Genomic DNA, 21,617 nt, shown 5'->3' with positions numbered 1-21,617 from the left:
ATGATCAAGCCCCTCAGCGTGCTCCTCGCGGGCGTGCTGATGCTGCTGGGCCTCAGCGGCTGCTCCGTCGTCGGTGACGACAAGATGGAGATCACCGTCGAGCTCGCCGACAGCTCGGGCCTCTTCATCGGCAACGACGTCGGCGTCCTGGGAGTCCCGGTCGGTGAGGTCACCGCGATCGAACCGGTGGGCGACCACGTCAGGATCACCCTCGAGGTCGACGCCGACGTCAAGGTGCCCGCGAAGGCCGGGGCCGTGGTCGTGTCGCGGAGCATGGCCACCGACCGCTATGTCGAGCTGACCCCGGTCTACTCCAAGGGCCCAACCATGAAGGACGGCGCGGTCATCACCCCCGAGATGACCAGGACCCCGGTGGAGTGGGACCAGGTGCTCGCCGCGGTGGACAAGCTCGCCGAAGGCCTCAACGGAGAGGGCAAGGACGGCAAGTCCCTGAAGCGGCTGCTCGATTCCTCGTCGAGTGCGCTCGACGGCAACGGCGCCGAGATCCGTCGTACGATCGAGAACCTGGTCGGCGGCACCGAAGCCTTCGCGAGCAACAGCGGTGAGTTCCAGAAGACCGTCAAGAACCTGGAGTCCCTGACCGCCGCGATCGCCGCCAACGACAAGCTGGGGCGCGAGTTCATCAAGCGGGTCGCGGACACCACCGACCTGGTCAAGGACGAGCGGCTCAACATCGAGACCTCCGTCGACAGCATCGCCAAGACGATCAAGCTGCTCGGCATCTTCGTCACGCACCACCGCGAGGACCTGAGTGCGGCCGCGACGAATGTCGAGGACATCAGCACGCGGATCATGAAGCACGACGGCTCACTCGACGAGTTCCTCAGGGTGATGCCGGTGGCGATGGAGAGCCTCGGGATGGCGATCAACGACCGGAAACGACTCGACATCAAGCTGCCCCCCACGATGCTGCTGCCGGGCTCGGACCTGCTGAAGTCGATCTGCGGCCTACTGCCGCCGGTGATCTGTGAGGAGCTCGGCACCTCGCCCGATCTCGGGCGCATCCTCGACGAGCTGCTCGGAGGGCTGAAGCCATGACCCGACCACTGAGAGCTGCCGTCGTGGCCGTGGTGCTGGCGTTGCTCGGCTCCGCCTGCTCGGTGCTCAACGCCGAGAACATCCCCGTCGCGACCGGTGTGAAGGATCCCTACTCGATCACGGTCTTCTTCCCCGACGCGCTCAACCTTGCCAACGGTGCTGCGGTCAAGATCGACGGGGCGACCGTCGGTCGGGTGCAGGAAGTGTCCACCGAGAACTTCGAGGCCAAGGTCTCCTTGGACATGGACGGGCGCACCAAGCTGCCCGAGGACACCACCTTCCGACTGCGTCCCACCACCGCGCTCGGTGAGCTGTTCGTCGAGGTGATCCGTGGCGATGCGACGGCACGACTCGCGTCTGGGGCCGTGATCGGTTCCGACCAGACCCGGGTGGCGCCGACCGTGGAGGACGGCCTGGCGGCGGCCTCGCTGCTCATCAACGGCGGCAGCCTGAGCCAGATCAAGACGATCGTCACCGAGATCAACACGACGATGGACGGGCGTACGACCACGATCAGGGACTTCATCGAGGGGACCGGAACCCTGGTGTCGACCCTGAACGACAGCACCACCGACCTCGACGCGTTCATGACCGCGCTCGCGGACACCTCGAAGATGCTCAACGCGCGTGAGGACGACATCAACGAGGCCCTCGAGGTCGCGGGCCCGGTCGCGAAGGTGGTCCGACGCAACAAGGACGACATCACCACGTTGCTGGCCGACATCGAGGCGATGAGCGGGACCGTCGACGGGCTGGTCAGTGCCACGCGGGAGGACCTGACCGCGACCCTGACCGAGATCGGGCCGGTGCTCGAGACGCTCCAGGCGTCCAAGGGGCAGGCCAAGAGGATGCTGATCCAGGCCACCGATCTCTCGGGAAAGATCGATCGGGCGGTCCCGACGGAATATCTCAACCTGCTCCTCGTGATGAAGCTCTCCGGTGACTTCGGCCTGCCGACGGCAACCACGCGCGGTCGGGAGGAGAGCCGATGAAGAACAAGAAGGTGGCCACCGCGTCACTGGGCAAGCTGATCTTCGGAGCGGCCGTGCTCGGCGTCGTACTCATCGCCTGCCTGGCCCTGCTGTTCGCATGGATCCTCCGGGCTCCGATCGGGCAGGAGCGTGCCGAGATCACCGTGACCATGCCGTTCACCGGCGGTCTGTTCGAGGGATCGGCGGCCACCTATCGCGGGGTGAACATCGGCGAGGTCACCCACATCGACCTGGACAACAAGGGTGTCCGGGCCACGGTGCGGCTCAAGGCCGGTGCGAAGGTGCCGCGCCAGGTCGAGGCGAAGGTGCGCTCGCTCTCGCCGGTGGGGGAGCAGTACGTCGACTTCCGGCCGACATCGGCCGAGGGTCCCTATCTGCGCAGTGGCGACGTGGTCGCCGCCGACGCCAAGGACCTGCCGGTCTCCCTGGCCAAGATGGTCACCGGACTGCAGGCCGCGATGCGACAGGTCGACCCGGACAAGGTCCGCACGGTCCTCAAGGAGCTCAACATCGCCTTCGCCGGCAGCGGTGACGATCTCGACGCGCTGTTGACCAACACCGAGACGATCCTGGAGACGCTCGACACCAGCTGGCCGCAGGTGGAGAACATCCTCAAGGACGGCAAGACCAGCCTCGAGATGTTCGCCGACAACCGGGAGACCCTGGTTTCGTTCGCGGCCTCTGCGGCGACGGTGGGGACTTGGTTCATCGACTGGAACCCCGACCTGGTCAAGGTGCTGAAGACGATGCCGGCCGACCTGACCAACCTGATGGTGCTGATCGACGGAGTGGATCGGCGACTGCCCGGGGTGCTGAAGGACCTGAATCCGCTGAGCCGCTTCCTGGCCCTGCGTGGTCCGCACCTCCAGGCCACCCTGGAGATGACGCCTTACGGCTTCGGGCGCTTCGCGAGCGTGATGTACAACGGCTACATGAACGTCACGGCCAACATCAACGGCCAGAAGACCTGCGACTACGGCGTCAAGAAGAACGATCCGATGTCGGGTCCGGACAAGCGCCAGACGTTGACGGATGGCCACTGCGGGGAGTTCCCGTGGCGCGGCGCCAACCACGCCCCGCCCGCCCTGTCCCGCTGACCGCGAACCTGCAGTTGTTGCGCGTCCAACCTGCACTTGTTGCGCGTTGAACCGGCAGTTGTGGTGCGTCGAACTGGCAGTTGTTGTGCGTTGAGCCGGCAGTTGTTGTCGCTCTCCTGACCCTGTGTGAGCGGATTGTCCACAGGTGGCGGTGAGGTGGGTTCCGATTTTGGTCGGCTCCGGTCACTGTGTCGGGCATGATCGAACCCCCGACCAGCCCGTTCCTGTGGTCCCACTTCGACGACCTGGCCATTGCCCCCTTCACGCTGAGGCGCTGGCTCCAGGACGGTCGTGTACGCCGTGTCCTGCGGGGCGTCTATGTCTCGGCGTTGCTCCCGGACTCTCTGGAGCTGCGGGCCCGGTGCGCGGCGCTCGTCCTTCCGACCTATGCGGTCCTGTGCGACCGGTCTGCCGCCTGGATCTGGGGGATCGATGTCCACGATCCCGACGAACGATTCACCATCGCCGATCTCGAGGTGGCGGTGGCGCCGGGCCAAGTGCGGTTGCGAAGGACCGGAATCAACGGCGTCGAGCGTGACCTGGCGAAGACGGAGATCACCCAGGTGCACGGCGTACGACTGACCACGCCTGCACGAACAGCTGTCGACCTCGCCTGCCTGCGCGGGCGACGAAGCGCGCTGGCCGCGCTCGATGCCTTCATGCGCCATTGTGGGGTCAGTGAGCAGGACCTCCGCCAGCAGCTGCTCAGGTTCCGGCGTCGTCGAGGGGTGACCCAGGCCCGCGAGCTCGTCGGCCTGGCGACCCCGCTGTCGGAGTCACCAGGGGAGTCATGGACCAGGTCGGCGATCATCGAAGCCGACCTGCCCGTTCCTGAGCCGCAGGTCGAGGTCTTCGAGAACGGCGTCCTGGTGGCCCGTCTTGACCTTGCCCACCGCCACTGCAAGGTGGCGGTCGAGTTCGATGGTGAGGAGTTCCACGGTGAGGAGCAGCGTGAGCACGACGAACGCCGTCGGGGGTGGCTTCGCGAGCAAGGCTGGCACGTCATCGTCGTACGCAAGCATTGCCTCAAAGGCGCTGCACTCGAAGCATGGCTGGAGGAACTGGCAACGGTTGTCGCGGAGCGGAGTACGCCGCGGCGGCGCAGGTATGCCCGGAGTGCTGTGCGCTGGCAGAAGGCGTGAGCGCAGCAACTGCAGGTTCAACGCGCAAGAACTGCAGGTTCGGACAGCAACAACTGCCAGCTCAACGCGCAACAAGTGCAGGTTGGACGCGCAACAACTGCCAGTTCGCGGTCAGCGGGCGGTGAGGACGATCGGGCCGTCGGGGCTGATCGCGATGGTGTGCTCGGAGTGCGCGCCGCGTGACTTGTCCGCACTGCGCAACGTCCAACCGTCGGGGTCTGTGTAGATCTCGTCGGTGGTGTGCAGGAACCACGGCTCGATCGCGATCACCAGGCCCGGCTTGAGCGGGAAGCCTCGGCCCGGGCGGCCGTCGTTGGGGATGTGCGGGTCGCCGTGCATGGTCCGGCCGACGCCGTGCCCGCCGAACTGCAGGTTGACCTTGAGCCCCCGCGACCGGGCCACGTCGCCGATGGCGGCACCGATGTCGCCGACCTTGTTGCCGACCACGGCCGCGGTGATGCCGGCCTCGAGCGCCTGCTCTGTGGCCGCGATCAGCTCGAGGTCCTCGGGACGCGCGTTGCCGACGACGACGCTCAGCGCCGAGTCGGACACCCAACCGTCCACCGCGCACGCAAAGTCGACACTGAGCAGGTCACCGTCGCGCAGCGTGTAGTCGTGGGGGAGTCCGTGCAGCACCGCATCGTTGACCGACGTGCACAGCACCTTCCCGAAGGGAGAGGCACCGAACGACGGGTGATAGTCGATGTAGCAGGACTCCGCCCCGCGATCCTTGATCATCTTGTGTGCCAGCTCGTCGAGCTCGAGCAGGTTGACACCCACGTGGGCCGCCTGGCGGAGTGCGGTGAGGACCTCACCGACGAACCGCCCGGCTGGGCGCATTTCCTCGATCTGTGCAGGAGTCCGGAGCTCGATCATGCGCCCAGCCTACGGCCGTTGTTGCCCTTCAGGTTCACGCGGGCTTGTCGGCTCCGACGATCCACATCGCGAAGAACTGGGAGCCACCTCCATAGGCGTGGCCGAGCGCACGGCGTACGCCGTCGACCTGGTGGTCTCCGGCACGGCCACGCGCTTGCAACGCGGCCTCGGCGAAGCGCAGCATCCCGGAGGCGCCGATCGGGTTGGAGGAGAGCACGCCACCCGAGCAGTTGACCGGGAGCGCGCCGTCCATCGCCGTGACGCCACCCTCGGTCAGCTTCCAGCCGGAGCCCTCCTCGGCGAAGCCGAGGTTCTCCAGCCACATCGGCTCGAACCACGAGAACGGCACGTACATCTCGACCGCGTCGATCTCGTTGAAGGGATCGGTGATCCCGGCCTGCTTGTAGAGGTATGCCGCGGCGTCGCGGCCGGCCTGCGGGTTGACCTGGTCGCGCTCGGCGGCCGTGGTCATCTCCGAGCGCATCGCGGTGGCGTGGATCCAGGCCGGGTTCTCCACCGAGGACGCGGTCGCCTCATCCGAGATGACCAGTGCACACGCGCCGTCCGAGGACGGGCAGGTCTCGTCATAGCGGATCGGGTCCCACAGCATTTGCGAGGCAAGCACCGACTCGACGGTGGTGTCCTTGTTCTGCAGGTGCGCATAGGGGTTCTTCAGCGCGTTCTGCCGGTCCTTCGCGGCCACCATCGCGCCGATGTGCGTGGGCGCACCCGAGCGACGGATGTAGGAGCGCACGTGCGGGGCGAAGTAGCCACCCGCGCCCGCGTGCACCGGCATGATGAACGGCACCGGCACCGACAGCGCCCACATCGCGTTCGACTCGGACTGCTTCTCGTAGGCCACCGTGAGCACTCGCTTGTGCACCCCGCTCTGCACGAGCGAGGCCGCCACGATGGCGGTGGAGCCGCCGACGGAGCCGGCGGTGTGCACCCGGAGCAGCGGCTTCCCGGCGGCACCGAGGGCCTCGGCCAGGTAGAGCTCGGGCATCATCACGCCCTCGAACAGGTCGGGTGCCTTGCCGACGACGATGGCGTCGATCTCGTCGAAGGTGAGCCCGGCGTCCTCGAGGGCGCGGTCGATCGCCTCGCGGCACAGACCTGCCATCGAGACGTCCTCGCGCTTCGCGCGGTGGTGGGTCTGGCCGACACCGATCACGGCGGCCAGCTGCTTGTGGTTCCCCTGCTTGCCCATCAGTGGGCTCCTTCCATCACGCAGACCAGGTTCTGTTGCAGGAGCGGCCCCGCCGTTGCGTGGCCAAGGGTGCGGCCGGCGTCGCCACGGCTGATCGCCGCGGCGGCCTCGCCGATCCGGATCAGTCCGGCCGAGAACATCGGGTTGCTGGTGAGCGCGCCGCCCGAGGGGTTGATCTTCACGTTCGCGCCCAGGCCGAGCTCCTCGCGGAGAATCAGCTCCTGGTGGCTGAACGGTGCGTGCAGCTCGGCGACCTCGACGCCCTCGACGCCGGCGGCCGAGCCGGCGGCAGCAGCCGACGGTGCCCGGGTCAGGTCGCGCGCACCCAGGTGAAGCGGGTCGATGTTGTGCGCGAAGCCGGTGATCCAGGCAGGTGTCTCGGACGCGTCGGAGGCGCGGTCGTCGGCCGCCAGGATGATCGCCGCGGCACCGTCGGTGACGGGTGCACAGTCGTGCTTGCGCAGCGGGTCGGCATACAGCGGCCGGGCCAGCAGGTCATCGATGGACGAGCCACCGGAGCGTACGGCGTACTCGTTGCGCTCGGCGTCGCTCAGCGAGCGGAGCGCGACCTCGGCCATCGCCTTCTCGTCCCACAGCCCGGCCTCGAGCCCGAGCCGGGCCTGCAGACCGGCCAGGGAGACGGTGTCGGGCCACAGCGGAGTCATCGTGTAGGGATCCAGCTGGAGCGCCAGGGTGCGACGCAGGGTGCCGGCGGACGACTTGCCGAAGCCGTAGACCAGGGCGGTGTCGATCTCCCCGGTCTGGATCTTCAACCAGGCCTCATAGAGCGCCCAGGCGGCGTCCATCTCGACGTGCGACTCGTTGACCGGCGGAAGTGCACCGATCGCGTCGACGGCGGAGACGAACGAGAACGACCGGCCGGCCAGGTAGTCCGACGACCCGGAACACCAGAACCCGATGTCCTTGCGGGTGAAGCCGGTCTGCTCATAGAGCTCGGCGAAGAGCGGGACGAGCAGCTCCACCATGGTGGGGGACCCGTCGAATTCCTTCATCTGGCGCTGGGCAAAGCCCACGACTGCAACGTTTCGCATGGCTGCCCCCTCAGAGGTGCTGCTTGTAGGTGTCGAACTCCGCGTCCGGCTCACCGGTGGGTTCGAAGTGACTGATGTTCTCGACAGTGGTGCCCCACTCCTCCTCGGGACGCCACACCGCCCTGACCCGCATGCCCATCCGGACCTCGGCGGCATCCACCCCGAGGATCAGGTGGAGGAAGGCGATGTCCGCGCCGTCGAGCAGCACATAGGCCGACACGTAGGGCGGGGTGATCTTCTGGCCCAGGAACGGCACGTTGACGATGCAGAACGTGGTGACGGTGCCGGTGTGGGCGAGCTCGACCTCATCGGTGGTGGGTACGCCGTCGACCGGGCAGGCCCCGCGCGGCGGGGTGTAGACCTTGTGGCAGGTCGGGCACCGCTGCCCGATGATCCGGCCCTCCTCGAGGGCGCGGAAGAAGGCGCTCTCCTCGGGGCTGGCGGCATAGACGTAGTCGAGGTTGACCGGGGTGATGATTCCGGTGACCGGGTCCACCGTTCCCTCGGCGAGGGCGAGCGGCGCGGACGCGGCGTCCTCGGGGACGAACGCCTCGATGTCGGTGATGCTCCCGGTCCGCTCGGCGGCCCAGCGGACACCGACCCGCATGCCGACCTCGAGCTGGTCGCGCGGCACGTCGAGTGCGTGCAGGAAGGGGGCGGTGGCTCCGTCGAGGAGGATCAGCGCGAACGCGAACGGGTGGTCGAAGGGCTGTCCGGGCACCGGCTCGGGGACCCAGGTCCACGACTGCACGGTCCCGGCCGGGCCGACGTCGACGAAGTCGGTCACCTGGGCGTGCGTGGTCGGGTCGAACTCGGGTGGCGGAAGCACGACGCTGCCGTCGGCGAGGCGACCCGCGACGAGGCGGCCGTCGCGCAATCCTGAGAAGAATTCGCCGAGCACTGGGCCGACTGAGCGCGTGTAGTCGAAACCGACATGCACCGGGGCGCTGAGGGTGCGCGTTTCACTGGTGGTCATAGCCCAATACTGAAACATGTTCTAGTGTGCAGCACAAGCATGTGTCCATGAGCAGTTGGTGGCGATTCGTGAAGGAGAACCGATGAAGCTCGGCCTGCAACTCGGATATTGGGGTGCACAACCCCCGACGGGCGTTGCGGAGCTCGTGGCCGCGGCGGAGGAGTCCGGCTTCGACTCGCTCTTCACCGCCGAGGCCTGGGGCTCCGACGCCCTGACCCCGCTGGCCTGGTGGGGTCGCGACACGACCAAACTTCGGTTGGGCACCTCGATCGTGCAGATGTCCGGACGCAGTCCGGCCTCGATCGCGATGCACGCGCTGACCCTCGACCACCTCTCGAACGGTCGCTTCATCCTCGGCATGGGCGTGAGCGGCCCACAGGTCGTGGAGGGTTGGTACGGCCAGGCCTTCGCCAAGCCGCTGGCCCGGACCCGTGAGGTCGTCGAGATCATCCGCAAGGTGCTCGCCCGGGAGGCTCCGGTCACCAACGACGGCCCGCACCATCGCCTGCCCTTCGACGGCCCCGGCGCCGTCGGGCTGGGCAAGCCGCTGAAGTCGATCGTGCACCCGTTGCGCTCCGACATCCCGATCTGGCTGGGCGCCGAGGGCCCCAAGAACGTGGCGCAGACCGCCGAGATCGCCGACGGCTGGATCCCAATCTTCTACACCCCGAAGTCCTCGGGGATGTACCAGCCCTGGCTCGACGAGGGCTTCGCGCGCCCGGGAGCACGACGTACCCGCGCGGACTTCGAGATCACCGCCACCTGCCACCTGCAGATCACCGAGGACGACGGGCCCGCGCGCCAGGCCGTCCTCGACCGCCTCAAGCCCACCGTCGCGCTCTACATGGGCGGGATGGGGGCCAAGGAGGCCAACTTCCACAAGCAGGTCTTCGAACGGATGGGCTATGAGCGCATCACCGACGAGGTCCAGAAGCTGTTCCTCGCCGGGGACCGCGAAGGGGCCACGGCCCTGATCCCCGACGAGCTGGTCGACGACATGCACATCGTCGGCACCGCGAGCGCCGTCAAGGAGCGCGTCGCGCAATGGGAGGAAACCGGAGTGACCACACTCCTGCTCAGTTGCCGCACGGGCGACGAGGTACGACGAATCGCGGAGGTGCTCGGATGAGCAACATGTATGACGGCACGCACAACGGCGACCTGATGGTGGCCGCGCTCAAGCGGCACCGCAACGACCCGGTGATGTATCTCGGCGACACCGTGCTCACCGGCGGCGAGGTCGCCGCGCGGATCAGCCAGTACGTCCAGGCCTTCGAGGCGCTCGGCGCCGGGACCGGCTCGTCCTCGGCGCTGCTGGCGCTGAACCGACCCGAGGTGCTCTTCATCCTCGGCGCCGGCCAGACCCAGGGCTTCCGGCGTACGTCGCTGCACCCGCTCGGGTCGCTCGACGACCACGCCTACGTGATCGCCGACGCCGGGATCAGCACGCTGATCATCGACCCGGTGCCGATGTTCGTCGAGCGCGCACTCGGCCTGCTCGAGAAGGTGCCGACGCTGACCAAGGTGCTGACGATCGGCCCGGTCCCCGAGGAGCTCGCCCACATCGGGCAGGACCTGGCCGCCGCGGCCGCGTCGTACGACCCCTCGCCGTTGACGGCGGCGCTGTTGCCGCCCGACCACATCGTCTCGATCACCTACACCGGTGGCACCACGGGCAAGCCCAAGGGCGTCATCGGCACGGCGCGGGCGATGAACACGATGACCCAGATCCAGATGTCGGAATGGGAATGGCCCGACAACCCGCGCTTCCTGATGTGTACGCCGCTCTCGCACGCCGGTGCCGCCTTCTTCGTGCCGACGGTGATGAAGGGCGGCTGCCTGGTGGTGCTGCCGAAGTTCGATCCTGCCGAGGTGCTCCGCACCATCGAGGAGCAGCGGATCACCGCGACCATGCTGGTGCCGTCGATGCTCTATGCCCTGCTCGACCACCCGGACTCGAAAACTCGGGACCTGTCCAGCCTGGAGACCGTCTACTACGGCGCGTCCGCGATCAACCCGGTGCGCCTGCAGGAGGCGATCGACCGGTTCGGTCCGATCTTCGCGCAGTACTACGGCCAGTCCGAGGCGCCGATGGCGATCACCTACCTCGGCAAGGGTGACCACGACACCGCGCGGCTGACGTCGTGCGGACGGCCCTCCGCGTTCATCCGCGCCGCCCTGCTCGGCGAGGACGGAACGCCGGTGGCCCAGGGCGAGCCGGGGGAGATCTGTGTCTCCGGGCCGCTGCTGGCCGGCGGCTACTGGAACCTTCCCGACGAGACCGCGGCAACGTTCCGGGACGGCTGGATGCACACCGGCGACGTGGCCCGTGAGGACGAGGACGGCTTCTGGTTCATCGTCGACCGGACCAAGGACATGATCGTCACTGGCGGCTTCAACGTCTTCCCCCGCGAGGTCGAGGACGTCGTGGCCGAGCACGCCGCCGTCGCCCAGGTCGCGGTGATCGGCACTCCCCACGAAAAGTTCGGGGAGGCCGTCACCGCGCTGGTCGTCCTGCGTGACGGCGCCGAGCTCACCGACGCCGTCACGGCCGAGATCCAGGCTGCGGTCAAGGAGCGCAAGGGTGCGGTCCAGGCGCCCAAGCAGGTGATCGCGGTGGACTCGATCCCGCTGACGGGACTCGGCAAGCCCGACAAGAAGGCGCTGCGCGCGCGGTTCTGGGAGGGCGGCCGAAGCGTCGGCTAGGAGCCGGTGAAGTTCGGCTTCCGCTTCTCGGCGAAGGCGCGCGGGCCCTCCTTCGCGTCGTTGCTGGCGAAGACCGCGGCGCCGATGCGAGCGTCGTCGACCCAGCACTCGTCCTCGTGCCTGCCCTCGGAGTCCCGGACGGTCTTCACGATCGCCTGGATCGAGAGCGGGCCGTTGGCGCAGATCAGATCGGCGACCTCGTGCGCCTTCGCCAACGCCTCGCCGTCGGGTACGACGTACCCGATCAGGCCGATCTCGCGAGCCTCGGGCGCCTTGATGTGGCGACCGGTCAGCAGCAGGTCCATCGCCACCGTGTAGGGCACCTGGCGGGGCAGGCGCACCACCGAGCCACCGAGCGGATAGAGGCTCCACTTCGCCTCCGAGACGCCGAACCTGGCGGACTCGCCGGCGATGCGGATGTCGGTGGCGGTGAGGATCTCGGTGCCACCGGCGATGGCCGGGCCTTCGACGGCCGCGATCAGCGGCTTGGTGAGTCGATAGCCCTTCAGCAGCGATTTGATGATGCTCGGGTCGTAGGAGCCGGACTCGAACTTGTCGCTGGGGGAGTCCTTCGACATCGCCTTGAGGTCGGCGCCTGCGCAGAAGTAGCCACCGGCGCCGGTCAGGATGACGACCCGGACCTCGGGATCGGTGTTGGCGCGCTCCCACGCCTGCTCCATGATCGAGAGCATCTCGCCCGACAGCGCGTTGCGCGCCTGGGGGCGGTTCATGGTCACGATGAGCTTGTGGTCGACGAGCTCTACGAGGCAGTGGGGTTCATTCCCGGCTGCGTTCTCAGCTTCATTTTTGGTGGTCATGGAAAGGACTCTAGTCAGAAACGAGAACGTGTTCTAGTCTCATCAGCATGGCCCTGAACATCGCTGATCTCTTCGAGCACGCCGTCGACGCCGTCCCCGATCGCCTTGCGGTCCGGGTGGGCGACGACGCGATCACCTTTGCCGAGCTGGAGCACAAGTCCAACCAGCTGGCGCACTACCTCGCCGCCCAGGGGATCGGGGTGGGTGACCACGTCGGCCTCTATGCCAAGAACAGCATCGAGCACGTCATCGGCCTGATCGCGATCCTCAAGGTCCGCGCCGTGTCGATCAACGTGAACTACCGCTACGTCGCCGGCGAGCTCGACTACCTCTTCGACAACGCCGACCTGGTCGGGCTGATCCACGATCGCGCGTACGCCGGACTGGTGGGCCAGGTGGCCCCGAAGTTCGACCGGCTCAAGACGATCATCGCGGTGCCCAACCCGCTCGAGACCGACGACGCCAGTGACGTCAGCGGCTACGGCGGCGTCCTTCTCGAGGACGCGATGGCCGGCCAGAGCGACGCCCGGGACTTCGGTCCCCGCAGCGCCGACGACATCCACATCATCTACACCGGCGGCACCACCGGCTTCCCGAAGGGCGTCATGTGGCGCCACGAGGACTTCTGGCGAGTCCTGGGCGGCGGCGTCGACTTCATGACCGGCGAGCTCAAGACCGAGTTCGACCAGTCCGAGGCCGCGGCCGCCGGGGCCTCCCTGATCACCCTGCCGCTCAGCCCGCTGATGCACGGTGGCGCGCAGGCCAGCCTGCTTATGCACCTGTTCGCCGGCCAGCTGACGATCATGGCGCCCAAGTTCGACCCGGTCCAGACCTGGCAGCTGATCGACGAGCACAAGGTGCAGATGGTCTTCATGACCGGCGACGCGATGGCGCGCCCGCTGATCGAGGCCTACGAGGAGGGCGGCTTCGACGGCCAGAGCCTCTTCGCCATCGCCAGCAGCGCCGCGGTCTTCTCCAAGGCGGTCAAGGAGCGCTGGATGGCCAAGTTCCCCAACGCCGTCTTCACCGACTCCGTCGGCTCGTCGGAGACCGGCTTCCAGGGCACCGGACTCCAGGACGCCAGCGCACTGTCCACCGACGGCCCCGTGGTCACCATCGCCGCCGGCACCGTGGTGATCGACGACGACGGCAAGGTCCTCGACCCGAGCGTCGACGTCGGCAAGGTCGGACGTACGGCGAAGGCCGGCTACGTCCCGGTCGGCTACTACAAGGACCCGGAGAAGTCCGCGAAGACGTTCATCGAGATCGACGGCATGCGCTACTCGATCCCCGGCGACTACGCCCGGATCGAGGAGGGCAACCGGCTCACCCTCCTGGGACGCGGCTCCAACTGCGTCAACACCGGCGGGGAGAAGGTCTACCCCGAGGAGGTCGAGATGGCGATCAAGGGACACCCCGCCGTCTACGACGTGCTCGTGATCGGGCTGCCGGACGAGAAGTACGGCCAGAGCGTCAACGCCGTCATCGAGCTGCGCGAGGGGGAGACGCTCACCCTCGAGGAGCTGCGCGACTTCCTGCGCCCCCTGCTCTCCGGCTACAAGCTTCCGCGCGGGCTGACCGTCGTCGACGAGATCCCGCGCAACGCCACTGGAAAGGCGCAATACCCCCGCGCCAAGGAACTTGCCCTGGCCGATACCGGCCGGGCCGACACCGAAAGGGCTGCAGTCTGATGCGCTCACCAATTTGCGAGGCCCTCGGCATCGACGTACCGATCTTCGCCTTCACCCCCTCCGAGCACGTTGCCGCGGCCGTCTCCCGCGCCGGTGGCCTGGGCGTCCTGGGTGCCGTGCGGTTCAACGACGCCGACGAGCTCGACAAGGCACTGACCTGGCTCGACGAGAACACCGACGGCAAGCCCTACGGTGTCGACGTCGTGATGCCGATGAAGATCCCCACCGAGGGCAAGGCTGTCGACCTCAAGGCGATGATCCCCGAGGAGCACATCTCCTTCGTGGACCAGACCCTCCAGAAGCTGGGCGTGCCACCGTTGCCCGAAGGCGAGGGCCGGGAGGGAGTTCTCGGCTGGCTGCACTCGGTGGCACGCTCGCACGTCGACGTGGCGTTGTCGCACCGTCCCGTGTTGATCGCCAACGCCCTCGGCTCGCCGCCGGTCGACGTCATCGAGCAGGCCCATGCGGCCGGTGTGAAGGTGGCTGCCCTGGCCGGCGCTGCGAAGCACGCGCTCTCGCACGTGAAGAACGGGGTCGACATCATCGTCGCCCAGGGCTACGAGGCCGGTGGCCACACCGGTGAGATCGCCGGGATGGTGCTCACCCCGGAGATCGTGGACGCCGTCGGTCCCGACGTACCCGTCCTCGCCGCCGGTGGGATCGGCTCCGGCCGGCAGATGGCTGCTGCGATGGCGCTCGGCGCGCAGGGCGCCTGGACCGGTTCGCTCTGGCTGACCGTGGAGGAGTACGACCTCTCCGCGGGCACCGGCATCCGCGACGCGCTGCTGGCAGCCGGATCGGGCGACACCGTGCGCACCCGCGTCTACACCGGGAAGCCGGCGCGCCTGCTCAAGACCAAGTGGACCGAGGCCTGGACCGAGGAGGGCGCACCGTCCCCGCTGCCGATGCCGCTGCAGAACCTGCTCGTCGCCGACGCGCACAACCGGATGAACTCCGGCGACAACCCGGAGACCATCTCGATGCCGGCCGGGCAGATCGTCGGTCGGACCAACAAGGTGCGCCCGGTGGCCGAGGTGATGGCCGACTTGGTCGAGGAGTACAACGCCACCGTCGCAGGCCTGCAGGGCCTCGACTCCTGATGGTGCTGCGGGTCGAGGACGCCAACCGGGTCCGCACCCTGACGCTGGCCAGGGCGGAGGCGCTCAACGCCTTCAACGAGGAGTTGTACGACGCCCTGGCCGACGCACTGCTCGACGCTGCGGCCGATTCGTCGGTCGCCGTGGTCCTGCTGACTGGTGAGGGGCGGGCGTTCAGCGCCGGCACCGACCTGCTCGAGATGCAGCAGATCGCCACCAATCCGGACTTCCAGCGCGGCAAGCACGGTTTCCCCGGACTGCTCGATGCGTTGGTCGACTTCCCGAAGCCGCTGGTGGTTGCCGTCAACGGACTGGGGCTGGGCATCGGTGCGACCATCCTGGGCTTCGCCGACCTGTCGTTCATGTCCACCACGGCCAAGCTGAAGTGCCCCTTCACCAGCCTCGGGGTCGCCCCCGAGGCCGCATCGAGCCTGCTCTTCCCACAGCTCGTGGGCCGTCAGGACGCGGCCTGGATGCTGCTCTCGGCCGAGTGGATCCAGGCCGAGGAAGCGCACGCGATGGGCCTGGTCTGGAAGCTCTGCGCACCCGAGGACCTGATGGCCACCGCTCGCCGGCATGCCGTGGTGCTGGCCTCACGGCCGATCTCCAGCCTGGTCGCGGTGAAGCGGACGATGACCGAGCCGCACCGCGCCGCGATCGCCGCGGCCCGTGAGCGCGAGAACGCGGCCTTCGTCGAGCTGATGGGTGGTCCGGCGAACCTGGAGGCACTGACCGCCTTCGCCGAAGGGCGCCAGCCCGACTTCACGGACCTGCCTCCGGGCTGGTGAGACGCCGGGCGACAATGGCCGGGTGACTCCCTTGGCCTACGACGACGCCCTGCGTGACCGGATCCGCACCAACCTCGCCGGACACCGGCGCCGGGTGGTCCCGGTCGAGGGGCGACGCCATGCCGCCGTGGCCATCCTGGTCGTCGACTCCCAGGTGGGGGAGGACCGGATCGACCCGTCCCCGTGGGAGGACGGCGCGATGCGGGTGATCCCGGGCGGAGCGGGCGATCTTGACGGCCGGATGGCGAACGTCGCCGGCGGTGCCGCCTTCGTGCTGTGCCGTCGAGCAGCCCGGCTGCGCGCACACGCCACCCAGTGGGCGCTACCGGGTGGCCGGCTCGACGAGGGTGAGGACGCCGTCGACGCGGCACTGCGGGAGACCCACGAGGAGATCGGCATCGAGCTGGGCCGCGACGCGGTGCTCGGGTTGCTCGACGACTATCCGACCCGCTCCGGCTATGTGATCACCCCGGTGGTGGTGTGGGGTGGCGGTCGACTCGACATCGCGCCGTCCCCGGACGAGGTGCTCGCCGCCTACCGGATCGGCCTGCACAACCTGCTGGTGCCCGACTCACCGCGGTTCGTGGACATCCCGGAGAGTGACCGGCCGGTGGTCCAGGTGCCGCTGGGCAACGACCTGATCCACGCACCGACAGGTGCCGTGCTGGTGCAGTTCAGGTGGCTCGCGCTGGAGGGAAACCCGGAGCCGGTCGTCGACTTCGAGCAGCCAACCTTTGCCTGGCGCTGAGGGCCCTCAGGTCCACGGGTTCTCCCAGCGTCCGTCCGACTTGGCGGCCGCCACCTCGGCCAGTCCGCCGGGACGCATCAGACCGGCGGCGGTGAGCTGCTCGACCTTGGCGATGTTGATCCGGGACCACTTGCTGGTCCTGGTCCGGCGGGTGTAGCGCTGCAGGTAGGTGTCCTCGTCGCAGCGACGGCGTACGGCGGAGACCCAGCCGTGGCACAGGCCGACGTCGACCATCTCGTCCTCGGTGATCGACTCCAGGGTTGACGACTTCTTCGCCGTCCGCACCCAGACCGCACGCGTCGCCGCGGGCTGGGCCTCCAGCCACGCATCGAAGTCGGCGCGTGAGGGGAGGTCGAGGACAGCGTCACCGTCGTTGGGCTCCATGGCCTCCACGGTAGCCACGCGACGACGACTTGCCATCGGCGTGCTGGCTCCGAGCCACCGGGGTCACGTCATCGAGCGGCGAGTGCCCGACCGATGGCCAGCGACTGCTCGGTGGTGCCCCCGAAGGAGAACTCGAACCGCTTGGCGGCCGTGAAGTAGCGGTGCGCCTCACCGTCCAGGTCGATGCCCACGCCACCGTGGACGTGCACGGTGGTGTGCGCGACCTTGTGCGCCGCATCGGCCGCCCACATCTTCGCGATCGCCAGCTCGGTCGTGGTCGGCAGGCCCTCGGTGAGCCGCCAGACGGCCTGCCACAGGGTCAGCTCCTGGAAGAGACTGTCGATGTAGCCGTCGGCCAGACGCTGGGCCACAGCCTGGAAGCTGCCGATCGGGCGACCGAACTGCTCACGGGTCTTGGCATAGTCGGCAGTCAGCCGCACCGCACCGTGGACGACCCCGGCCAGCTCGGCGCAGGCAGCGGCGGTGGCCACCTGGGCCAGGCGCGTCGCGGCCCCGCCGTCCGCACCGCCGTCGGCCTCGCCCAGGATCCGGTCCGCGCCGACGGGTACGCCGTCGAGCTGGACGAGGGCGGTCGTGTCGCCGTCACTGGTGCGCTGGGCCGAGACGGTGACCCCCGGGTCACCGGGGCGGACCAGCGCCACCACGGTTCCGGTGGGCGTGCTCGCGGTGACCAGCAGCAGGTCCGCCACGGTTCCCGCGCGGACCAGGGTCTTGGTGCCGTTGAGGACGCCGTCGACCAGGGTCACGCCGGGGGTGGCGGGCAGGTGCTCGAGCTCTTCGGTCAGGGCTGTGCTCAGCACGGCCTCGCCGGTGGCTGCGCGGGGCAGCCACTCCTGCTTCTGCGCGTCGGTGCCGAATTCGGCGAGCACCAGGGCAGCCGGTCCGTGCGTGGCCAGGGGGACCGGGGCGACCTTGCGGCCGACCTCGATCAGCACCCGGCTGAGCTCGATCAGGCCGAGTCCGGCGCCGTCGTACTCCTCGGGCACGGCGAGGGAGAGCAGCCCGGCGTCGCCGAGGGCCTGCCACAGGTCGCGGTCGAACCGGTCGCCGGCCTTCTCGACCGCGCGCATCCGCTCCGGGGTGGTCTTGTCCGCGAGGATCCCGGCTGCGAGTGCGGCCGCGTCCTCCTGCTCGGGGGTGAAGGTGAAGTCCATGGTGTGTCCTGTTCTCTCGGCCTGGTCAGCGTCGGGCTGCCGGCAGCCCGAGGGCCACGTAGCCGATGATGTCGCGCTGGATCTCGTTGGTGCCGCCGCCGAAGGTCATCACCAGCGAGGAGCGGAAGTAGCGTTCGAGGCGCCCGGCCAGCACGGCACCGGGGGAGTCGCTGGTCAGTCCGGCGTGCGGCCCGACGATCTCGATCAGGGCCCGGTAGACCTCGGTGGCGAGCTCCGAACCATAGACCTTGGTGGCGGAGGCATCGGCCGGCGAGAGCGAGTCGACGCTCGAGGCCAGCTTCCAGTTGACCAGGGTCAGGGCCTCGGTGCGGGCGTGTGCGCGGCCGAGCAGGATCTGCACCCACTCGGCGTCGATCACCCGGGACCCGTCGGCCTTCTTGGTGTCCTGGGCCCACCGGCGTACCTGCTCGATGGACTCGACCAGCGCGGCGGAGGAGGTGAGGGCGACCCGCTCGTGGTTGAGCTGGTTGGTCATCAGGCTCCAGCCGCCGTTGAGCTCGCCGACCAGGTTGGTGACCGGGACGCGCACGTCCTCGTAGTACGTCGCACTGGTGTGCACGCCAGCCACCGTGTGCACCGGCGTGTAGGAGAAGCCCGGTGCGTCGGCCGGCACCAGGATCATCGAGAGTCCCTTGTGGCGCGGCAGGTCGGGGTCGGTGCGGCAGGCCATCCAGATCCAGTCGGCGTACTGGATCAGCGAGGTCCACATCTTCTGGCCGTTGATCACCCACTCGTCGCCCTCGCGGACCGCGCGGGTCTTCAACGAGGCCAGGTCCGTTCCCGAACCCGGCTCGGAGTAACCGATCGAGAAGTGCAGGTCGCCGGCGAGGATCTTCGGGAGGAAGAACTCCTTCTGCTCGTCCGAGCCGTAGCGCATGATCGTCGGGCCCACGGTGTTCAGCGTGAGATAGGGGATCGGTACGCCGGCCACTGCGGCGACATCGGTGAAGATCAGCTGCTCGATCATCGACCGGTCCTGGCCGCCGTACTCCTCGGGCCAGCCGATCCCCAGCCATCCGTCCGTGCCGAGCTGGCGGATGACCTCCTTGTAGACCTGCGCGTCGCCGAACTCGCCGGTGGCCATGGCCAGCGCGGCGCGACGCTCGGGTGTGACGAGCTCGGAGAAGTAGCCTCGGAGTTCTTCGCGGAGGCGTTCCTGGTCTGGTGTCAGGGCGACGTACATGTGGTAAAACTATAACGTGTTCTCATTTTGCGCTAGCGCTTCCACGTTCATGAGGAGCTTCCATGTCTGACGCCCGCCTTCTCGACCGGGGTTCCGCGCCCGAACGCTTTGCCCGCGGTTGGCACTGCCTCGGCCTGGCCGAGTCCTTCCGTGACGGCAAGCCGCACGCCGTCGAGGCGTTCGGCGGCAAGCTCGTCGTCTGGTCGGACAGCAGCGGCGAGATCAAGGTGCTCGACGGCTACTGCCGGCACATGGGCGGCGACCTGACCCAGGGGACCGTGAAGGGCGACGAGATCGCCTGCCCGTTCCACGACTGGCGTTGGGGCGGCGACGGCAAGTGCAAGGCGATCCCCTATGCCCGCCGCGTCCCGCTGCGGGCCCGCACGCAGACCTACCCGACCGTGGTCCGCAACGGGCAGGTGCTGGTCTGGCACGACGTCGAGGGCAGCCCTGCGGACATGGACATCCTGCCGCCCGAGCTCGAGGGCGTCGGCACGGATCGCTACACCGAGTGGACCTGGAACGTGCTCGACGTACCGACCGCGCACTGCCGCGAGATCGTCGACAACGTCGTGGACATGGCGCACTTCTTCTACATCCACTTCGCGTTCCCGACGAACTTCCGCAACGTCTTCGAGGGCCACATGGCCACCCAGTTCATGGAGTCGACAGGGCGCCCGGACATGGCCGGCGACGGCTACGGCGACGAGGACCTGGTCCTGGAGTCGGTGGCGACCTACTACGGGCCGAGCTACATGATCAACTGGCTCACCACTGACTACAAGGGCTTCATCACCAAGGTGATCCTGGTCAACTGCCACATCCCGACCGGACCTGATTCCTTCAAGCTGCAGTACGGCCTCTGCGTTGAGAAGCCCGAGGGCCTCGACGACAAGACGGCCAACTACATTGGCAAGAAGTACGCCGACATGTTCGGCGACGGCTTCATGCAGGACGTGCACATCTGGCTGAACAAGGCGCCCGTGCAGAACCCGCTGCTGTGCGAGGAGGACGGGCCCGTCTACCAGCTGCGCCGGTGGTATGAGCAGTTCTACGTCGACAAGGCCGACGTCGTCGCGGAGATGACCGACCGCTTCGAGTTCGAGGTGGACACCACCAAGGCCAACGAGTTCTGGCGCGCCGAGGTGGCGGAGAACCTTGCGAAGAAGGCGGCCGAGGAAGCAGCCCAGCCTGCGGACGCCTGATGGCTTACATCGTGCCGACCAACGCGGACACCATCGAGGACCAGTTCCTCTACACCGAGGCGCGGTTGAATCAGGTCGAGTGCCTGGACTGTCTGGCCACGGTGGGGGTGAAGAAGAACAGCGAGCACCACACCTCCATCCAGTGGTCGGGACAGGCCGTGTCCCGATGCCCTGAGTTCGCGAGAATGTCCACGGCGCCAGACGGGCGCCAGGTCCACGTGTCGTGCCCACGGTTGGTCGCCAGCATCGAAGCGGCCACCCGCGAGGGCAAAATCCCCATCGGAGCAGAAGATGGATACTGAGTCGTTCGTCCTACCAGTCCTCGAGGTGATCAACGAGACCTCGGACGCCTGTTCCGTGGTTTTCGACCTGACCCCGGAGGCCAAGGACCACTTCGACTACAAGCCCGGCCAGTTCCTCACCCTGGCCGTGCCCAGCGATGAGACCGGGCTTGCGGCGCGTTGTTACTCGCTGAGCAGCTCACCGGTTGGCGACCAGCCGCTCACGGTCACCGTGAAGCGCACGGTCGACGGCTATGCCTCGAACTGGATCTGCGACAACCTCAAGGCCGGCGACACCGTGCGGGTGCTTCCGCCGAGCGGCATCTTCACCCCCGCGAACCTCGACCACGACCTGTTGCTCTTCGCGGGCGGCAGCGGGGTCACCCCGATCATCTCGATCGCGCGGACCGCGCTGGCCAACGGCAGCGGCAAGATCGTGGTCTTCTTCGCCAACCGCGACGAGCAGTCCGTGATCTTCGCGCGTGAGTGGGCGGCGCTCTCGGCGGCCAACCCGGAGCGGCTCATCGTCGTGCACTGGCTCGAGTCGGTCCAAGGACTGCCGTCGCTGGAGCAGCTCAAGGCATTCGCCGCCAACTTCACGACGTACGACGCCTTCTGCTGCGGCCCGGCGCCGTTCATGAAGTCGGTCTCCCTGGCCCTGCGCGAGCTCGAGTTCCCGCGTGAGCGCCGCCACCAGGAGAAGTTCGTCTCGCTCGGCGGAAACCCGTTCGGCGATGTCGAGGAGCTGCAGAAGGCCGAGCAGACGCTGGCCGACGCCGATGACCACGAGGACGACGACGAGGTCGCGGTGACCGGCCCGGTCCGCCTCGAGGTGGAGCTGGACGGCCAGCACTACGAGTTCGATGACTACCCGGCCAACCAGACGGTGCTGGACTTCCTCGAGTCCAAGGGCGTCGAGGCTCCGTTCTCCTGCCGCGAGGGTCAGTGCAGCGCCTGTGCCTGCCTGGTCCTCGAGGGTGAGGTGAAGATGCGCCACAACGAGGTGCTCGACGCGGACGACCTCGCCGACGGCGTACGTCTGGGGTGCCAGTCGGTGCCTCTCACGGAGAAGCTGAAGATCACCTACAACGGCTGAGCCGGTGGGGCTCGTCCGAG

At 68.0% G+C, this 21,617-nt stretch carries 21 protein-coding genes; 13 read left to right on the top strand and 8 right to left on the bottom strand.

Annotated elements, in window-relative coordinates; translation table 11 throughout:
- From BJ980_RS03590 to BJ980_RS03575, 4 genes are all read left to right on the top strand, one after another.
- Positions 1–1,059, top strand: coding sequence for an MCE family protein (locus BJ980_RS03590; RefSeq protein ID WP_179501025.1), 1,059 nt, complete (start codon positions 1–3; stop codon positions 1,057–1,059).
- Positions 1,056–2,051 carry an MCE family protein gene (locus BJ980_RS03585; protein WP_179501024.1) on the top strand — a complete coding sequence of 332 codons (996 nt, stop codon included), beginning with the start codon at positions 1,056–1,058 and terminating at the stop codon, positions 2,049–2,051. The genes BJ980_RS03590 and BJ980_RS03585 overlap by 4 nt, the downstream gene beginning before the upstream one ends.
- On the top strand, positions 2,048–3,148 hold the full coding sequence (locus BJ980_RS03580; protein ID WP_179501023.1) for an MlaD family protein: 1,101 nt from the start codon (positions 2,048–2,050) through the stop codon (positions 3,146–3,148). The genes BJ980_RS03585 and BJ980_RS03580 overlap by 4 nt, the downstream gene beginning before the upstream one ends.
- A gap of 197 nt (positions 3,149–3,345) precedes the next feature.
- Entirely contained in the window at positions 3,346–4,290 is a 945-nt protein-coding gene (locus tag BJ980_RS03575; RefSeq protein ID WP_179501022.1) for a type IV toxin-antitoxin system AbiEi family antitoxin, read from the top strand.
- Between the two features lie 111 nt (positions 4,291–4,401).
- Here BJ980_RS03575 and map read toward each other — a convergent pair whose 3' ends face one another.
- From map to BJ980_RS03555, 4 genes are read right to left on the bottom strand one after another with little or no spacing between them, the layout of a single operon-like run.
- On the bottom strand, positions 4,402–5,166 hold the full coding sequence (gene map / locus BJ980_RS03570; protein WP_179501021.1) for a type I methionyl aminopeptidase: 765 nt from the start codon (positions 5,164–5,166) through the stop codon (positions 4,402–4,404).
- A gap of 34 nt (positions 5,167–5,200) precedes the next feature.
- On the bottom strand, positions 5,201–6,376 hold the full coding sequence (locus tag BJ980_RS03565) for a thiolase domain-containing protein (RefSeq protein WP_179501020.1): 1,176 nt from the start codon (positions 6,374–6,376) through the stop codon (positions 5,201–5,203).
- The gene (locus tag BJ980_RS03560) at positions 6,376–7,428 is read right to left on the bottom strand and encodes a thiolase domain-containing protein (protein WP_179501019.1); all 1,053 of its coding nucleotides are present in this window, start codon (positions 7,426–7,428) and stop codon (positions 6,376–6,378) included. The genes BJ980_RS03565 and BJ980_RS03560 overlap by 1 nt, the downstream gene beginning before the upstream one ends.
- A gap of 10 nt (positions 7,429–7,438) precedes the next feature.
- Positions 7,439–8,404 carry a Zn-ribbon domain-containing OB-fold protein gene (locus BJ980_RS03555; protein ID WP_179501018.1) on the bottom strand — a complete coding sequence of 322 codons (966 nt, stop codon included), beginning with the start codon at positions 8,402–8,404 and terminating at the stop codon, positions 7,439–7,441.
- An 82-nt stretch (positions 8,405–8,486) separates the two neighbouring features.
- Here BJ980_RS03555 and BJ980_RS03550 point away from each other — a divergent pair, with 82 nt between their 5' ends.
- Both BJ980_RS03550 and fadD8 read left to right on the top strand, forming a co-directional pair.
- On the top strand, positions 8,487–9,533 hold the full coding sequence (locus BJ980_RS03550; RefSeq protein ID WP_179501017.1) for an LLM class F420-dependent oxidoreductase: 1,047 nt from the start codon (positions 8,487–8,489) through the stop codon (positions 9,531–9,533).
- Positions 9,530–11,110 (top strand): fatty-acid--CoA ligase FadD8, encoded by a 1,581-nt coding sequence (gene fadD8, locus BJ980_RS03545; protein ID WP_218855398.1) that lies wholly within the window; start codon positions 9,530–9,532, stop codon positions 11,108–11,110. Before BJ980_RS03550 ends, fadD8 begins: the two co-directional genes overlap by 4 nt.
- Here fadD8 and BJ980_RS03540 read toward each other — a convergent pair.
- Positions 11,107–11,928 (bottom strand): crotonase/enoyl-CoA hydratase family protein, encoded by an 822-nt coding sequence (locus tag BJ980_RS03540; protein WP_179501015.1) that lies wholly within the window; start codon positions 11,926–11,928, stop codon positions 11,107–11,109. The two genes, fadD8 and BJ980_RS03540, sit on opposite strands and share 4 nt — an antisense overlap.
- 47 nt (positions 11,929–11,975) lie before the next feature.
- On the opposite strand from BJ980_RS03540, the gene BJ980_RS03535 reads away from it, so the two are divergent.
- The 4 genes from BJ980_RS03535 to BJ980_RS03520 are packed head-to-tail and all read left to right on the top strand — an operon-like array spanning position 11,976 to position 16,252.
- Positions 11,976–13,619: an acyl-CoA synthetase gene (locus BJ980_RS03535; protein WP_179501014.1), complete on the top strand. Its 1,644-nt coding sequence runs from the start codon at positions 11,976–11,978 to the stop codon at positions 13,617–13,619.
- Entirely contained in the window at positions 13,619–14,719 is a 1,101-nt protein-coding gene (locus BJ980_RS03530) for an NAD(P)H-dependent flavin oxidoreductase (RefSeq protein WP_179501013.1), read from the top strand. Before BJ980_RS03535 ends, BJ980_RS03530 begins: the two co-directional genes overlap by 1 nt.
- Entirely contained in the window at positions 14,719–15,504 is a 786-nt protein-coding gene (locus tag BJ980_RS03525) for an enoyl-CoA hydratase/isomerase family protein (protein ID WP_179501012.1), read from the top strand. Before BJ980_RS03530 ends, BJ980_RS03525 begins: the two co-directional genes overlap by 1 nt.
- A 22-nt stretch (positions 15,505–15,526) precedes the next feature.
- Positions 15,527–16,252: an NUDIX domain-containing protein gene (locus BJ980_RS03520; protein WP_179501011.1), complete on the top strand. Its 726-nt coding sequence runs from the start codon at positions 15,527–15,529 to the stop codon at positions 16,250–16,252.
- 6 nt (positions 16,253–16,258) lie between these two features.
- On the opposite strand, the gene BJ980_RS03515 is transcribed toward BJ980_RS03520, so the two are convergent.
- The 3 genes from BJ980_RS03515 to BJ980_RS03505 form a co-directional block, all read right to left on the bottom strand.
- The gene (locus BJ980_RS03515; RefSeq protein WP_179501010.1) at positions 16,259–16,636 is read right to left on the bottom strand and encodes a YdeI/OmpD-associated family protein; all 378 of its coding nucleotides are present in this window, start codon (positions 16,634–16,636) and stop codon (positions 16,259–16,261) included.
- Positions 16,637–16,704: 68 nt separating this feature from the next.
- The gene (locus BJ980_RS03510; RefSeq protein ID WP_179501009.1) at positions 16,705–17,811 is read right to left on the bottom strand and encodes an acyl-CoA dehydrogenase family protein; all 1,107 of its coding nucleotides are present in this window, start codon (positions 17,809–17,811) and stop codon (positions 16,705–16,707) included.
- 25 nt (positions 17,812–17,836) lie between these two features.
- Positions 17,837–19,015 (bottom strand): acyl-CoA dehydrogenase family protein, encoded by a 1,179-nt coding sequence (locus tag BJ980_RS03505; protein ID WP_179501008.1) that lies wholly within the window; start codon positions 19,013–19,015, stop codon positions 17,837–17,839.
- Positions 19,016–19,077: 62 nt separating this feature from the next.
- Between BJ980_RS03505 and BJ980_RS03500 the strand changes: the two genes are divergently transcribed.
- From BJ980_RS03500 to BJ980_RS03490, 3 genes are read left to right on the top strand one after another with little or no spacing between them, the layout of a single operon-like run.
- Complete coding sequence (locus tag BJ980_RS03500) at positions 19,078–20,220, top strand: 3-ketosteroid-9-alpha-monooxygenase, oxygenase component (protein WP_179501007.1); 1,143 nt, start codon at positions 19,078–19,080, stop codon at positions 20,218–20,220.
- Positions 20,220–20,522: a hypothetical protein gene (locus BJ980_RS03495; RefSeq protein WP_179501006.1), complete on the top strand. Its 303-nt coding sequence runs from the start codon at positions 20,220–20,222 to the stop codon at positions 20,520–20,522. The genes BJ980_RS03500 and BJ980_RS03495 overlap by 1 nt, the downstream gene beginning before the upstream one ends.
- Positions 20,512–21,597: a ferredoxin--NADP reductase gene (locus BJ980_RS03490; RefSeq protein ID WP_179501005.1), complete on the top strand. Its 1,086-nt coding sequence runs from the start codon at positions 20,512–20,514 to the stop codon at positions 21,595–21,597. Before BJ980_RS03495 ends, BJ980_RS03490 begins: the two co-directional genes overlap by 11 nt.
- Positions 21,598–21,617 lie beyond the last annotated feature (20 nt).

It is taken from the genome of Nocardioides daedukensis, from assembly GCF_013408415.1.
Lineage (GTDB): Bacteria > Actinomycetota > Actinomycetes > Propionibacteriales > Nocardioidaceae > Nocardioides > Nocardioides daedukensis.
The sequence above is the reverse complement of the archived record's forward strand: the minus strand, read 5'-3'. Positions and strand labels throughout refer to the sequence as shown.